The organism is Ruegeria sp. CDSA020, from assembly GCF_059612345.1.
The window spans coordinates 207,247-221,111 of sequence record NZ_JBXWQK010000001.1; the positions used below are offsets into that span (position 1 = coordinate 207,247).

General features: G+C 55.0%; 13 protein-coding genes. 2 read left to right on the forward strand and 11 right to left on the reverse strand.

The window, feature by feature from the left end; all coding sequences use genetic code 11:
* Nucleotides 1–25: 25 nt before the first annotated feature.
* Nucleotides 26–781, reverse strand: coding sequence for a phosphoribosylaminoimidazolesuccinocarboxamide synthase (purC, locus tag AC2FJW_RS01085; RefSeq protein WP_496708419.1), 756 nt, complete (start codon nt 779–781; stop codon nt 26–28).
* Nucleotides 782–967: 186 nt separating this feature from the next.
* On the opposite strand from purC, the gene AC2FJW_RS01090 reads away from it, so the two are divergent.
* Together AC2FJW_RS01090 and bmt are read left to right on the forward strand one after the other, a co-directional pair.
* Nucleotides 968–1,285: a DUF1476 domain-containing protein gene (locus AC2FJW_RS01090; protein WP_142633973.1), complete on the forward strand. Its 318-nt coding sequence runs from the start codon at nt 968–970 to the stop codon at nt 1,283–1,285.
* Between the two features lie 118 nt (nt 1,286–1,403).
* Complete coding sequence (bmt, locus tag AC2FJW_RS01095) at nt 1,404–2,417, forward strand: betaine--homocysteine S-methyltransferase (RefSeq protein ID WP_496748985.1); 1,014 nt, start codon at nt 1,404–1,406, stop codon at nt 2,415–2,417.
* Between the two features lie 5 nt (nt 2,418–2,422).
* Here bmt and AC2FJW_RS01100 read toward each other — a convergent pair whose 3' ends face one another.
* From AC2FJW_RS01100 to AC2FJW_RS01145, 10 genes are all read right to left on the reverse strand, one after another.
* On the reverse strand, nt 2,423–3,199 hold the full coding sequence (locus AC2FJW_RS01100) for an enoyl-CoA hydratase-related protein (RefSeq protein WP_496695361.1): 777 nt from the start codon (nt 3,197–3,199) through the stop codon (nt 2,423–2,425).
* Nucleotides 3,200–3,270: 71 nt separating this feature from the next.
* On the reverse strand, nt 3,271–3,729 hold the full coding sequence (locus AC2FJW_RS01105) for a cytochrome c-type biogenesis protein (protein ID WP_496691288.1): 459 nt from the start codon (nt 3,727–3,729) through the stop codon (nt 3,271–3,273).
* On the reverse strand, nt 3,726–5,690 hold the full coding sequence (locus AC2FJW_RS01110; RefSeq protein ID WP_496748986.1) for a heme lyase CcmF/NrfE family subunit: 1,965 nt from the start codon (nt 5,688–5,690) through the stop codon (nt 3,726–3,728). The genes AC2FJW_RS01105 and AC2FJW_RS01110 overlap by 4 nt, the downstream gene beginning before the upstream one ends.
* Before the next feature lie 75 nt (nt 5,691–5,765).
* Entirely contained in the window at nt 5,766–6,344 is a 579-nt protein-coding gene (locus AC2FJW_RS01115; RefSeq protein WP_496748987.1) for a holin family protein, read from the reverse strand.
* Complete coding sequence (locus AC2FJW_RS01120; protein ID WP_496748988.1) at nt 6,335–6,946, reverse strand: holin-associated N-acetylmuramidase; 612 nt, start codon at nt 6,944–6,946, stop codon at nt 6,335–6,337. The genes AC2FJW_RS01115 and AC2FJW_RS01120 overlap by 10 nt, the downstream gene beginning before the upstream one ends.
* A gap of 121 nt (nt 6,947–7,067) precedes the next feature.
* Nucleotides 7,068–7,514, reverse strand: a complete 447-nt coding sequence (gene ccmE, locus AC2FJW_RS01125; protein ID WP_281972148.1) for a cytochrome c maturation protein CcmE — start codon at nt 7,512–7,514, stop codon at nt 7,068–7,070.
* A 7-nt stretch (nt 7,515–7,521) separates the two neighbouring features.
* Entirely contained in the window at nt 7,522–8,550 is a 1,029-nt protein-coding gene (gene argC, locus AC2FJW_RS01130) for an N-acetyl-gamma-glutamyl-phosphate reductase (RefSeq protein WP_496695358.1), read from the reverse strand.
* A 94-nt stretch (nt 8,551–8,644) separates the two neighbouring features.
* Nucleotides 8,645–9,454 carry a glutamate racemase gene (gene murI, locus AC2FJW_RS01135; RefSeq protein ID WP_271946944.1) on the reverse strand — a complete coding sequence of 270 codons (810 nt, stop codon included), beginning with the start codon at nt 9,452–9,454 and terminating at the stop codon, nt 8,645–8,647.
* A gap of 8 nt (nt 9,455–9,462) precedes the next feature.
* Nucleotides 9,463–10,341: a lysophospholipid acyltransferase family protein gene (locus AC2FJW_RS01140; RefSeq protein WP_496748989.1), complete on the reverse strand. Its 879-nt coding sequence runs from the start codon at nt 10,339–10,341 to the stop codon at nt 9,463–9,465.
* A 78-nt stretch (nt 10,342–10,419) separates the two neighbouring features.
* Complete coding sequence (locus AC2FJW_RS01145; protein WP_496748990.1) at nt 10,420–13,839, reverse strand: indolepyruvate ferredoxin oxidoreductase family protein; 3,420 nt, start codon at nt 13,837–13,839, stop codon at nt 10,420–10,422.
* Between the last annotated feature and the right edge of the window lie 26 nt (nt 13,840–13,865).

The following is a 13,865-nucleotide window of genomic DNA, read 5'->3' on the forward strand; positions in this document are numbered from 1 at the left end:
TTTTGCATTGTTCTTCGGCTTTCGATCAGTTGATCAGGGTCGGTTTGGTCACATTGCTTTTCGGCAGAACACCTAGGCGACGCGCAACTTCCGAGTAGGCGTCGGTCAGGCTGCCCAGGTCGCGGCGGAACACGTCCTTGTCCAGCTTTTGGCCGGTTTCGATATCCCAAAGACGGCAGCTGTCTGGGCTGATTTCATCCGCTATGATCAGGCGCTGGAAGTCACCTTCATAGACGCGACCGATTTCAATTTTGAAATCGACCAGACGAATGCCAACCGCCAGCATCACACCGCTCATGAAATCATTCACCCGCAATGCGAGGCTAAGAATGTCTTCCATGTCCTGCTGGCTGGCCCAGCCAAAGGCGGCGATATGTTCTTCGGTGACAAGAGGATCACCCAACGCGTCGTCCTTGTAGCAGTATTCTACTATCGGGCGCGGCAGCTGTGTCCCCTCGGCAATGCCAAGGCGTTTGGACATCGTGCCAGCCGCGAAATTGCGTACAATAACTTCAAGCGGTACGATTTCGCAGTTGCGGACCAACTGTTCGCGCATGTTCAGGCGACGGATGAAATGGGTCGGTACACCGATTTGATTCAACCCGTTCATGAAGTATTCGCTCAGGCGGTTGTTCAGCACACCTTTCCCGTCGATCACGTCCTTCTTTTCAGCGTTGAAGGCGGTGGCGTCATCCTTGAAATACTGCACGATTGTACCCGGTTCAGGGCCTTCATACAAAATCTTGGCCTTACCTTCGTAAATTTTCTTGCGACGCGCCATGAGCGACCTTTCCAGACTGTCGCGAGGGAAAAAGTTCCTTCGCCTTGGCGCTCTCTTAGTCCAACCCCCACCTTCCCGCAAGTTCCGAGGACCGAGAGGCTTTGACGCAGCGCAAATACCTTGCACCCGGATCGTCGTATCGTCATATCATTAAGGAAAGAACTACCAACCCAAGGGGTCCAACTGATGACTACGTTTGACGAGCGCGAAAATGCATTCGAAGCAAAATTCGCCCATGATGAAGAAATGCAGTTCAAAGCACAGGCGCGTTGCAACAAACTGCTTGGCCTTTGGGCGGCCGAAAAACTGGGCAAAACCGGTAATGAAGCCGATGAATACGCAAAATCCGTTGTGATTTCAGACCTGGAAGAAACCGGGCACGAAGATGTCGTGCGCAAAGTTTCCGGCGATCTCGGGGATCTGTCTTCGGATGACGATATCCGTGCAAAGATGGCCGAGTTTCTGGTTGAGGCCAAAGCACAGGTTCTCAACGAAACCAACTAAGGTCTCCCCGCAATATTCATGATCTTCATGAGATTTATGAATTTGATTTGACGCCCCGGTCATGAGACACGGGGCGTCTCGCATTTTTAGCGCGGCTCGCCAGTTTCGGAATATTCTTATGACAAATGCGCTCAGCAAACTTCTGGACTCCAACACGACTCTTTTGGCGGATGGAGCAACAGGTACAAACCTATTCAACATGGGCCTGCAGTCGGGCGACGCGCCCGAGCTTTGGAACGTCGATGCACCGGATAAAATCCGCGCGCTCTATCAGGGCTCAGTAGACGCAGGCAGCGACCTTTTCCTGACCAACACATTCGGCGGGACATCTGCGCGTCTCAAACTGCACGAGGCTCAGAACCGGGTCGCTGAACTGAACCGCGCAGGCGCAGAACTTGGCCGTGAGGTTGCTGACAAAGCCAACCGTCCGGTTATCGTCGCGGGATCGGTCGGACCAACCGGCGAGATCATGCAGCCTGTTGGCGCCCTGTCCCATGCCGATGCCGTGGAAATGTTCCACGAACAGGCGCAGGCATTGAAGGACGGCGGTGTCGATGTTCTTTGGGTCGAAACCATCAGCGCCCCAGAAGAGTTCAGGGCCGCGGCAGAAGCCTTTGCGCTGGTCGATATGCCTTGGTGTGGCACGATGAGCTTTGACACGGCTGGCCGCACAATGATGGGTGTCACATCCGCCGACTTTGCTCAGTTGGTTGAAACGCTCCCTAACCCGCCGGTTGCCTTTGGCGCAAATTGCGGGACTGGCGCGTCTGATATTCTGCGCACTGTCCTTGGATTTGTCGCACAAGGTACGGAACGGCCGCTGATATCAAAAGGCAATGCCGGTATTCCGAAATATGTGGATGGACATATTCATTATGACGGCACGCCGGAACTGATGGGCCATTATGCGACCATGGCACGAGAGGCTGGCGCAAGCATTATCGGCGGGTGTTGCGGCACAATGCCCGAGCATCTGCGGCACATGAGAGCTGCGCTTGACGCTTCCCCCTCCGGTATACGCCCAACCCTTGATCAGATCACGGACGCGTTGGGCCCGTTCTCATCCGCAACTGACGGGACTGGCGAGTCCGCCCTTCCGGAACGCCGCGTGCGTAAACGCCGCCGCGCCTGACAACCTCAACGCCCTTCGAATTTCGGGGGGCGTTTTTGCATGAAGGCAACGACGCCTTCGGAAAAGTCTCGGCTGCGGCCACATTCACCTTGCAGATGCGCCTCTGCCTCGAGCTGTTGCGGCAGAGTGTTTTCATAGGTGCCGCGAATAGCCTTTTTGATGGCGCCAAACCCTGAGGTTGGACCTTTGGCCAGATACATGGCCCGCTTGCGCCAATGCGCTTCGAACTCCGCGTCGGGAACGGCTTCCCAGATCAGGCCCCAGTCGTCGGCCTGACGAGCACTGATCTTATCGGCAAAAAGAGCAGCGCCCATGGCTTTGGCGAACCCCATCTGGCGCGGCATAAACCAGGTGCCTCCAGCGTCGGGCAACAGGCCGATACGGGCAAAAGCCTGCAGGAAATAAGCACTCTCCGTCGCGATCACGATATCCGCGCATAGCGCTAGATTGGCCCCTGCCCCCGCAGCAGCGCCATTTACTGCGGCGATTGTTGGAACCGGGCAATTATAGATTGCTTCAAGCATGGGCTCGTATTCGTCGCGCAGCGTGCGCTCAAGATCAATCTTCCCGGTGCTTGAGGCATCACCTAAATCCTGACCCGAGCAAAAAGCGTTTCCCTTACCGGTCAAAACAATCGCGCGGGCATGGGTGGCAGCGTATTTCATCGCGTGCGTGACTTCGGCCCGCAACTGAGCGGTCATTGCGTTCAACTTCTCTGGGCGGTTCAGAGTTACCACTGCCAGATCATCCGCAATGTCCAACAGGATCGCTTCGTATTCCATCCACCCCTCCAAGGTTCGCTGCGCCTGCGACCCTGCCTCAATTTCCAATGAAGGAAAAGGTGAACCGAAGGTCAATCTTTGAGGATTTCGCGTAATCGTTCTTTCTCGGCGTCGCTAAGGAGGCCGTCACCTTCCCTTCGGTCCTGTTCCGCCGATCTTTTGCGTAAAAAGCTGAAACCAGTCGCCACAGCGATCAAAAGCATGATCGGACCGGCCAGCCACAATAGGATGTTCGATCCTGACGTTGTTGGCCTTAGCAAAACATATTCGCCGTAGCGATCAACGATAAAGTCAATCGCCTGTCCATCTGTATCGCCGGCCACAAGGCGTTCGCGCAATAACAGGCGCAAGTCACGGGCCAATCCTGCATTGCTTTCGTCTATGCTTTCGTTGCGGCAAACCAGACAGCGCAAGCCGGCACTCAGATCCCGCGCCCTCTGTTCCAGGATCGGATCATCAAGCACCTCGTCAGGTTGGACAGCCATGCTTGGCGTTGCCAATAAAAGCAGTATCAGTAGAAACCGTTTCATTCCGCCGGAACCCCCTGCGTCGGCGTCTTGCGCGCGCCTGCCGCAACGCGAAAACGCCTGTCGCACAGGCTAAGAACGCCTCCGAGCGCCATCAGTAGGCACCCGCCCCAAATCCAATTCGCTAAAGGCTTGATATAAGTCCGCACGACCCAGCCACCATTTGCCTGCTGATCTCCAATGACGACGTAAAGATCCCTGAGAAACCGATAGTCAATCGCAGCTTCAGTCGTTGGCATCCTTGAAACTGGGTAGTCGCGTTTTTCCGGATGCAGTGTTGCGATTGTTCGACCGGCCTGTTCGACCTTTACATCGGCTGTAGTTGAGAAATAGTTGGGCCCCTCGACATTCCGAACCTGTTCAAGTGTCAGGGTGAACTGGCCAACCTCGAAAGGCTGCCCCGTCTGCGCAACGCGGATATCCTCGACCTCCCATGCGGTCAGCCCGGCGATGGCAAAGATCGTAACCCCCAGTCCGGTATGGGCTGCAGCCTTGCCCCAATCGGCACCGGGCAGTCTGAACAGACGCTGCAGGTTGTTTTTTCTTCCAGTACGGCTCCAAAGGTCCACAATAGCGCCAAATGTGATCCAGGCCCCCAGAAACAGCCCCACGGGTCCCAATGCGCTGCGACCGGTCTGCATGACCCAAACGAGCAAGCCAAGCGCTACCGCCAGAAGGAATGCGAACCGCAACGAATGCGCCGCCTTGCCAAGCTTTCCACGTTTCCACGGGAGCATTGCACCAAGCGGTAATACTATCCCCAGCGCAACCATGAACGGTGTGAACGCCGCATTAAAGAACGGCGCGCCGACCGAGAGTTTGCGATCAAATGCCATCTCGGCCACCATCGGCCACAAGGTTCCGAAGAACACAACGAAACAGCTGACCGCCAATAGAATGTTGTTCAGCACCAGGGCGCTTTCGCGGCTGACCATACCAAACACGCCCTTGGCCTCCATCGCCTGCGCGCGTGCCGCATAAAGTGTCAACGCACCGCCAATGAAGACCACAAGGATGATCAGGATAAACACGCCGCGTTCAGGATCATTGGCAAAGGCATGTACCGAAGTCAAAAGCCCCGATCGCACAATGAACGTCCCGATCAGCGAAAAGCCAAAGGCGATGATCGCCAGAAGGATTGTCCAGCTCTTCAGCGCTTCACGCTTTTCGACCACGATAGCAGAATGCAACAGTGCTGCCGCCAATAGCCACGGCATGAAAGAAGCGTTTTCGACCGGATCCCAGAACCAGAACCCGCCCCATCCCAGCTCGTAATAGGCCCACCAGGATCCAAGCGCGATCCCAATGGTCAGAAAAATCCATGCAGCCAGCGTCCAAGGACGCACCCACCTCCCCCAAGATGCATCCACGCGCCCTTCGATCAGCGCGGCCACTGCAAAGCTGAATGCCATGCTCAGGCCGACATAGCCCAGATACAGAAACGGCGGGTGGAATGCCAAACCTGGATCTTGCAATAATGGGTTGAGATCCCGCCCATCAAACGGGGCGATAATCAGACGGTCAAATGGGTTCGAGGTGAGCAGGATAAAAGCGTAAAACGCCACCCCTACGGCCGCCTGAACCGCCAGCACGCGCGCTTTGAGCGTCGGAGGTAACCCTGCGCCAAAAAAAGCGGCCATGGCCCCGAAAACTGCGACGATCAGGACCCACAGCAACATTGACCCTTCGTGGTTGCCCCACGTGCCGCTGATTTTATACAGCATCGGTTTGGCGGAATGGCTGTTTTCAACCACTATCCGCAATGAGAAATCAGAGGTGGTAAAGGCCCAGACCAACGCCGCGAAAGAGAAGGCGACTAACAGAAACTGTGCAATAGCGGCGGTTTCTGCAAAGGACATCCAGCCAGTCCACCGATTCGCCGCCCCTATCAGCGGAATGACCGTCTGAACGATGGCGACGAGAAAGGCGAGTATCAGCGCGAAGTGACCAAGTTCTGTAATCATGGTCCCGCATATATTCCTGTTGAGGGACAATCACCAATCACTTTCGCCTCTGCAGGACGCACATAGTGTCGCGGGTCAGGCGGGCCGACCCCGCCGCCAATCCTCGAGCGCAGGGTTGAAATCGGGTTTTAGGACCTCATCGGCCAAGCCTGCATCTGTCCCAGTATCAGCGACCCCAATCAAACGTTCCCGCATCTCTGCCAGTGTTTCGATGTTTTCCATAACTTTCGGAGTACGTGTCATCGTTGCCGAAATTTCACGCTGCAGATCCTGCACTTTGGTCTGGTGTCTTGCGCCGAAATAGAACGAGACGACCACGCCCAACAACCACCACAAGGGCTCCGGCACCAACGCAATCCCCTGCATCCGAGCGGCAAACCAAAGCGGATCGACCATAGCGGCGATAAACAGCCCCAATGTTCCCAAGGCCATGGCGGGGCGCGGCAGCCGGTTGAGCCCATCCATAAAACGGTCAAATGCACTTTTTTGAACCCGCTCGAACTCAGCCCTATACTGTTCAAGTACTCCCTGTTGTCGCGTCAGGTCGCGTTTGGCGCCCTGCTCAGCATTTTCACGAAAGACTTCGGTTGTTTCACGCACGACGTTCCGACCCTCGCCAAACAAGAACGCAAATATTCCCGAGATCAGCCCCATTCGGAAACCCTCCTTTGAAACTCTGCGTCGCTAAGATGATAGGTCGGTGACAGGAATTCCTCAGCGCGTCGTATCCAGCCACCTTTTGCCCCAGACCGGGACCGAGCATATTTGCGAGAGGCTGGACGCCGTTCCGCTATCCGGAAGTAATAGTTTCTCCTGGCAACGCCATAGGCATCCCGCAGCGCGACAGGGTCCGGTTCAGACGCAGCACTACAAGCCTGCGCCGTCTGCGGGCCTACAACGCCATCTACGACGACATGATACCCCATTTCACGCAGCAAATATTGCATAATTTTAACAGCTTGAGCGCCTGAATTCACGTACATGTCGAAAACAGATGGCTGCAGAATGTTAGGCAGTAGGTGTAATCGCGGTTTTGAGAAATAGTGGCGGATAAAGATTTCAACGGCCTGCGACCGGCTCAGCCGCCTTACATCGGATACATCAACGTTCCCGTCCTGCGTCAGGTCCAGTTGCAATCTGCGCATGGTATGGATTGTTACGCCGAATTTTGTCGCTCCACCCGGATCGTCGGGGTCATCGACAAAACCACCTTCACGCGTAACTATCTGTTCCGCGATCTGCCGAACCGTCTGCATGTACTGTTCTCCAACTTGGGACAGACAGACGCTCGGACAATTCTGTTAATACAGCTAAAATAGAAAGGGCGCTGCATGTCGATCCACGCAACGCCCGAATTCCGATCTCAAAGCCTATGGCTCAGCTCTCGCCGGCCTCCTTGTAAATACCTTGTTCTTTCAACGCGTCCACAACCTCTTTTGGCATATAGGTCTCATCGTGTTTCGCAAGAATTTCTGAGGCTTCAAAGACTCCGTTTACGTAGCTTCCGGTGCCAATCATACCCTGGTTTTCCGAGAACAAATCAGGCAAAACTCCAGTAAACGTGACCGGCACGCTTTCGCCGCCGTCCGTCACCACAAAACGCACGGTTTCCCCTTGCCCCCGCACGATCGAACCCTCTTCGACCAGACCACCGATCCGGAATATTTCAGTCGGTTTTGGCGGCTCTGCCATTACTTCACTGGGTGAGCGGAAGAAATTGATGCCGTCCTGCATAGCGTATCCGATCAACGCCGTAGACACTGCCAAAGCAACGATTGACAGAAGGATGATTTGAACGCGACGACGTTTCTTGAGCGTTTTCATTTGTTCCTCATGGGAAAAGTGGGGCCATCATCAGACCCGCAGTTTCAGCTTCACCTAACATCAGGTTAGCGTTCTGCAAGGCTTGGCCACTGCTACCTTTTGTCAGGTTATCCAGTGCTCCGATCACAATGGCGCGCCTCTCGATCCGGTCGCTGACCACGCCGATATGGCAGAAATTTGAGCCGCGCACATGGTGGGTCGAGGGTGTTTCGCCAAATGGCAGAATCTGGATAAATGGTTCGCTTTCATAGGTTTTCACGAGCGCTTCATAAACGCTCGTGGGGTCACCTTTGACATATGTAGTGGCTAGGATACCCCGGTTTGCTGGAACCAGATGCGGAGTGAACTGAACATTGACCGGGCGCCCTGCAAGGGCAGAAAATTCTTGATCGAATTCCCCCAAATGCCGATGCGTACCGCCAACAGCATATGCGTTATACCCTTCGCTAAGTTCGGCATGCAGCAGGTTTTCTTTCAGCGACCGCCCTGCACCAGACACCGCGCATTTGAGGTCCAGAATGATGTCATCCAGATCAATGACACCGGCCGAAATCAAGGGACGCAATACATATTGTCCGGTAGCGGCGTTGCAACCTGTTCCGGCAACCAAACGGGCCGTGCAAATTTGATCGCGATAAAACTCGGTCAGGCCGTAAACGGCCTCCTCCTGCTGCTCCAAAGCCGCATGAGGGTTGCCATACCATTTTTCATATTCCTCAGGGTCGCGTAGCCGGAAATCGGCGGACAGGTCGATGATTTTCAGGTCCTTCGGCAGATCGCGGATAACTTCCTGGCTGGTTTTATGTGGCAGCGCGCAAAAGCACAGGTCGATCCCTGAAAAGTCGATTTCTGAAATTTTGCAAAGAACCGGTAATTTCAAGTGCCGCAAATGTGGAAATACCTGCGCCATCGACTGTCCGGCTTTCCGCTCGGCAGAAAGTGCAGCGATTTCCATATTCGGATGCTCGGCGATCAACCGAACCAGTTCAGCGCCGGTATAACCCGAAGCGCCCAGAATTGCGATTTTGTGGGTCATCTTGGACCTCTTGAAACTGTATGCCACTGTTCATGCCCGCCACTGTGACAGTCATGGGATTACGGGTTCTTTCAGGCCGCGTCTTTGACCAAAGTCAGACAGCCTCGAAAGTAATTTGTCGTCGGAGGAACTGGGTGGCGCGATCACTGACAACGCCTGGCTTACCAGTGGTCAGATAGCCGCCCTTCGCCGCACCCTGCATATTCGGATGCCGCTGCAAATAGTCTGCCAGACTTTCGGCAACCAGATCACCCTGGCTGAACACCTCAACGTCGGGTCCCAAGGCCTTCTGAAACGCCTCAGCCATCAAGGGATAGTGCGTACAGCCCAGAATTGCGGCCTGAGGCTCTGGCATCTTGCGTTTCAGGGCGTCCACATGGCTTCGCACCAGCGCTTCGGCCAGGATCATGTCGCCTTCCTCGATTGCATCAACGACCCCACCGCAGGCCTGCGCCTCAACATCTACGCCAATCGCACGAAAGGCCAATTCGCGTTGAAACGCGCGACTGGATACGGTGGCCGGGGTCGCAAACAAAGCGACATGTTTGACCGCGACTTCACGCGGCGGGCTGTTGTCGCCCCATTGCCGCTCAGTCAGCGCTTCGATCAAAGGAACAAAAACGCCCAAGACGCGCTTGCCTTGAGGCACGCCCTCTTCCTGCATCCGCCGCAAAGCAGCAGCGCTGGCCGTATTGCAGGCCAGAATCACCAGATCACAGCCCCGGTTCCAGAGGTCGTTCACCGCACCCCGGGTCAGCTCATAGATATTCTCTACATCACGCACCCCGTAAGGCGCATGTGCGCTGTCCGCGTAATACAGGAAATCAACGTCGGGAAGACGTTTCTGCGCGGCGTTCAGAACGGTCAGACCGCCCAAACCAGAATCAAAAATGCCTACTGCCATTTGCCCCTTTAGGCGCGATGCCGTTCCTCAAATTCATAGCCATAGTCATAAGACTTTAGTGGCTTTGGAGACAGCTCATACGTTGCTTTGCGCAAGAAATCCATCATCTTGCGCGTATCCTTGGCCAACGGGTCCAGAACGTCGCGGCCGATGGGCTCTCCGATCACCACTTGGACCGGGGTATCAACGCGTTTTTTGAATTCCTTGATCAGCAATCCCATGCGCAATGTATTGTGCAGATGGCTGGCGATCTGAAACAGGCGTGAGGTATGACCGTCAAAAAAGACCGGCACAACTGTCGCGTCTGATTTGGCAACCATCCGCGCTGTGAAGCCACGCCAGCCCGGGTCCATCGGGTACGAGAAAGGCTTTGCCCCTGTGCTGACGGTACCGCCGGGAAATATGCCAATCGCGCCGCCCTCGCCCAGATAGTTCAAAGCTTTCTTGCGGGTCTCGAGGTTCTGCTTCATCGCAGCTTTTGTATCGTCGAATGAAATCGGCAGAACGACCCGATTCAGATCCTCTGCCTTACGAAACACATGGTTGGCCAGAATGCGAAAATCCCCACGCGTACTGGACAACATGTGCCCCATCATCAACCCATCCAGAATTCCGTATGGGTGATTGGCAATCAGAATCAGAGAGCCATCACGGGGAATATTAGACAATGACCCGCCAACCACATCCAGAGACAAACCGTATCTCTCAACCATGACCGACCAGAAATCTCGCCCGTTGGCCACGTCTTTTTCGTACCCATCAGCACGCCTGATAAGGCGCAGGCGGCCTGTGGTGTTCTCCATAAGCTTGATGACCATCCGTCCGCTTTTGGTTTCGGCGGAATAGGCATAAGAAATGTCACGTGCAACATGGCGTCGCGAGGGCATGGAAGTCTCCGGTTTTGTACCTGCATTTTAAATGCAAGTAACAATTTTGCCTAGCTGTCGTGACACGGTTGTGACGAATTACTCGGCGGCGGCCTGTAATTCAGGTCCTCCGTTCCGTATCGTGGTCAACAATTCTTCTCTGCGTTTGGCGGCGCTCGCCTCATTCGCCTTAAGGACGGGTCCAAAACCTTTGATATCCAGGGGCAACTTAGCGAGCGAAATTACGGCATCCTTTGTTTGGATGGAAATCAGCGGAGTGATCTCTTTGAGATCACGCTCATATTGCTTGATCAGCTCACGCTCCATTCGACGTTCGACACTATAGCCAAAGATATCCAGCGGAGTACCTCGAAGAACTTTTAGCCGAGACATGAATTTCAGCGGCTTCAGCATCCATTCGCCGAAACTCCGTTTGCGGGGTCGGCCATCTGGTCCTTTGCCACCAAGCAGCGGTGGGGCAAGGTGGAATGTCATTTTGAATTCGCCATCAAATTCAGCGGCGGCTTTCTCCCGACTGGACAGTAACAACCGGGCTACTTCGTATTCGTCTTTGTAAGACAACAGTTTATGATATCCTTTTGCGACAGCATCACGAATTTCTGCATCCTCAAACGAGTCAACGATTTTGCGGTAGCGTTTCGCCAAACGAGCGCTTTGATACTGGGTCAGATGATCTGCGCGGAACGCGATGACCTGCTCTGGTGATTTCGGGAGGTTGGAAACACTTGGCCGTAGAATCTCATCGACTTTTTCCGGGTGTAAAACCGCCCAACGACCGATCTCAAAGGCTCTTTTATTGCGTTCAACCGCCGTTCCGTTCAGATCAATGGCTGCAATCACCGCATCGAGGCTGACGGGTATCAGCCCGCGCTGCCATGCGGCCCCAAAAACCATCATGTTCGAATAGATTGAGTCTCCCATCACTGCGCGCGCAAGCTCAGTGGCATCAAACAGGGAAACGTCTTCTTTCAATCGTGCTTGCAGCGCCAATTCCAGCCTCTCACCAGGAATCCTAAACTTAGTGTCGCGCGTGAAGTCACCGGTAACGGTTTCGTGGCTGTTGACCACCGCTCCGGTCTGACCCAAGCGTGTCAGGCCAAGTGTTTTGGCCCCGGCGGACACAACCAAATCACCACCGATCAATGTGTCGGCTTCACCCGTTGCCACACGTATTGCACTGATATCTTCTGGCCGGTTGGCAATACGGCAATGAATATGAACCGCACCGCCTTTCTGGGCCAAGCCTGCCATCTCCATCATTCCGGCGCCTTTGCCGTCAATCTGGGCCGCCTGTGCCAGAATCGCGCCCAGCGTGACAACTCCGGTCCCACCGATGCCGGTGATGACAACATTATGTGTGCCCACTATTTCAGGCAGCTCGGGCATCGGAAGATCGGGCAGATCAAGTTCGGTCGTCGCTTCTTTGCGAATCTTCGCGCCTTCCAGCGTCACAAAGGAGGGGCAGAACCCACTCAGACACGAAAAATCCTTGTTACAGCTTGATTGGTCAATCGCGCGTTTCCGGCCAAGTTCGGTTTCCTTGGGAACAATCGAAACACAGTTCGATTGGATGCCGCAGTCACCGCAGCCCTCACAGACATCCGTATTGATAAAGACCCTTTTGTCCGGGTCGGGAAAGGTTCCGCGTTTACGACGACGGCGTTTCTCAGCGGCGCAGGTCTGGACATAGACGATGACCGAGACGCCCTCATAGGTGCGGAATTTCTCTTGCACAGTCATCAGTTCGGCGCGCTCAAAGCTCTCTACCCCTGCGGGTAAGGCTTTGAAGTTTACATCTTCTTTTTCGTCATAGACCAGCGCGACATGTGTGACGCCCATAGCCTTGACCTCGGCCGCGATCCTTTCGGCGGTCAGATCACCCTCATTGCCCTGCCCGCCCGTCATTGCGACTGCATCGTTGAACAGAATCTTGAAGGTGATGTTCGTACCCGCCGACAAAGCTGCCCGGATCGCCTGAACACCGGAATGGTTATAGGTGCCGTCTCCGAGGTTCTGGAACACATGATTGGTGGTCGAGAACGGCTCTTCCCCGATCCAGTTTGCCCCTTCGCCACCCATCTGAGTAAAGCCAAATGTGCTTCGATCCATCCACTGAACCATGTAATGGCATCCGATGCCTGCATAGGCCCGGCTTCCGTCTGGTACCTTGGTCGAACTGTTATGCGGGCATCCAGAACAGAAATACGGAAGGCGCGAGGCTATTTCCTCGGCATTGTCCGCCCGGCGCGCTTCGGTCAGCTTGGTCAAACCTGCGCGGACCCCGTCGGTATCACGGCCTTCTTCAATCAGAATACCGCCCAGTTTTTCAGCGATCATGTTCGGATCAAGGGCACCGCGGGTGGGAAACAGCTCTTCCCGGTGTAGCGTCCCAGCACCGCCCTTGTACCAGCCATAGACTCGTCGACCACGGCGGTCGTCAAAGATCGCTTCCTTAACCTGAACCTCGATCAGTTTGCGCTTTTCCTCAACGATTACAATCAGGTCCAAACCTTCTGCCCAGTCATGAAATCCGGACATATCCAGAGGGAATGTCTGTCCGACCTTATAGGTCGTGATGCCAAGGCGCTCGGCTTCGGCCTCATCAATATTCAGCAGGGAAAGCGCATGGGCGAGGTCCAGCCAGTTCTTGCCAGCGGCCACCAGTCCGATCTTTGCACCGGGTTTGCCCCAGACACGTTTGTCCATCCGGTTAGCGCGTGAAAACGTTTCAGCCGCAAAACGCTTGTAATCAATAATGCGCTCTTCCTGCAGATGAGGCGTATCGCCAAGCCGGATGTTCAGCCCTCCTTCGGGCATATCAAACTCAGGCACCACGACTTTCATGCGATCGGGGTTGCCATCAACGACCGAAGTCACCTCTATCGTGTCCTTCATGGTCTTGAGGCCGACCCAGACACCGGCGAACCGGCTGAGCGCGAATCCGTAAACGCCGTAGTCGAGTATCTCCTGTACTCCGGCCGGGCTGACCACTGGCATGTACATATCAACCAACGACCACTCGGACTGATGCAGCACGGTCGAGCTTTCGCCCGTGTGATCATCACCCATGGCCATCAGAACGCCACCATGTGCCGCAGTCCCTGCCATATTGGCATGGCGCATCACGTCGCCTGACCGATCTACACCAGGTCCTTTTCCGTACCACAGACCAAAGACGCCATCGAACTTGCCGTCACCCCTTAACCCGGCCTGCTGGCTGCCCCAAAGCGCGGTTGCCGCAAGATCCTCGTTCAGACCGTATTGAAAAGTGACATCGCTTTCTGTCAGCTGTTTCTGCGCGCGCATCATCTGCTGGTCGACCGCTCCAAGAGGCGATCCGCGGTATCCCGTCACCAATCCTGCAGTGTTCAGACCCGATTTCGTGTCGCGCGCCTTTTGCATCAGCATAAGGCGCACAAGCGCCTGAGTGCCGTTCAATAGAACCGTGTTTTTATTTAGGTCGAAACGGTCGTTCAAAGAAATTTGTGGCTTACTCATCAAACGCCTCCCCTCGTCAGATCAGT

What these genes read in the sequence shown, in the direction of transcription:
- murI (WP_271946944.1), bottom strand. Translation starts at nt 9,454, where the DNA reads ATGGCAGTAGGCATTTTTGATTCTGGTTTGGGCGGTCTGACCGTTCTG.
- AC2FJW_RS01105 (WP_496691288.1), bottom strand. Translation starts at nt 3,729, where the DNA reads ATGAAACGGTTTCTACTGATACTGCTTTTATTGGCAACGCCAAGCATG.
- AC2FJW_RS01120 (WP_496748988.1), bottom strand. Translation starts at nt 6,946, where the DNA reads ATGCAGACGGTTCGGCAGATCGCGGAACAGATAGTTACGCGTGAAGGT.
- AC2FJW_RS01110 (WP_496748986.1), bottom strand. Translation starts at nt 5,690, where the DNA reads ATGATTACAGAACTTGGTCACTTCGCGCTGATACTCGCCTTTCTCGTC.
- purC (WP_496708419.1), bottom strand. Translation starts at nt 781, where the DNA reads ATGGCGCGTCGCAAGAAAATTTACGAAGGTAAGGCCAAGATTTTGTAT.
- AC2FJW_RS01090 (WP_142633973.1), top strand. Translation starts at nt 968, where the DNA reads ATGACTACGTTTGACGAGCGCGAAAATGCATTCGAAGCAAAATTCGCC.
- AC2FJW_RS01100 (WP_496695361.1), bottom strand. Translation starts at nt 3,199, where the DNA reads ATGGAATACGAAGCGATCCTGTTGGACATTGCGGATGATCTGGCAGTG.
- ccmE (WP_281972148.1), bottom strand. Translation starts at nt 7,514, where the DNA reads ATGAAAACGCTCAAGAAACGTCGTCGCGTTCAAATCATCCTTCTGTCA.
- bmt (WP_496748985.1), top strand. Translation starts at nt 1,404, where the DNA reads ATGACAAATGCGCTCAGCAAACTTCTGGACTCCAACACGACTCTTTTG.
- AC2FJW_RS01115 (WP_496748987.1), bottom strand. Translation starts at nt 6,344, where the DNA reads ATGGGGCTGATCTCGGGAATATTTGCGTTCTTGTTTGGCGAGGGTCGG.
- AC2FJW_RS01145 (WP_496748990.1), bottom strand. Translation starts at nt 13,839, where the DNA reads ATGAGTAAGCCACAAATTTCTTTGAACGACCGTTTCGACCTAAATAAA.
- AC2FJW_RS01140 (WP_496748989.1), bottom strand. Translation starts at nt 10,341, where the DNA reads ATGCCCTCGCGACGCCATGTTGCACGTGACATTTCTTATGCCTATTCC.
- argC (WP_496695358.1), bottom strand. Translation starts at nt 8,550, where the DNA reads ATGACCCACAAAATCGCAATTCTGGGCGCTTCGGGTTATACCGGCGCT.